Source organism: Caballeronia grimmiae, assembly GCF_000698555.1.
GTDB lineage: Bacteria > Pseudomonadota > Gammaproteobacteria > Burkholderiales > Burkholderiaceae > Caballeronia > Caballeronia grimmiae.
The window spans coordinates 1-452 of sequence record NZ_JFHE01000147.1; the positions used below are offsets into that span (position 1 = coordinate 1).

Sequence of the window (452 nt, forward strand, 5' to 3'; positions counted from 1 at the left end):
TTAGGGATGGTCTGAAGTAGCCATGTATTTCCCCGGCATACCACCTAGCGCAACTTTTAAACTCGCCAAATGATCAAAAAACAATCAATTCGACGAGTATTTCTTACGTTTTCGCCACCCGGACCCCACTCCGGTGGCCATTTCCCGCATTACAGGCGCACCTCTCCTGCATTCGTCAGTAAATGTCGGCGCGCCATCCACAGGTTCGACAGAGCGAACAGTGTCACCAGTTGCGCCGTGTTTTTGGCCAAGCCGCGAAAGCGCACCTTGGTGTAACCGAACTGGCGCTTGATTACCCGGAACGGATGCTCGACCTTGGCGCGCACCTGAGCCTTGGCCTTTTCAATCTTGCGCTTGGCTTTGTACAGCACGCTGCGCTTATCGAGTTTTTTGTAGGTGCTGCGGCGTGCCGCCACCTGCCAGATAACTTCACGTCCTTCATGCTCGGGCCG

At 54.6% G+C, this 452-nt stretch carries 1 protein-coding gene; it reads right to left on the reverse strand.

Annotated elements, in window-relative coordinates; genetic code table 11:
- Positions 1–149: 149 nt before the first annotated feature.
- Positions 150–452, reverse strand: a 303-nt coding sequence (locus tag BG57_RS31025) for an IS5/IS1182 family transposase (protein WP_035971177.1), incomplete at its 5' end; no start/stop codon positions are given.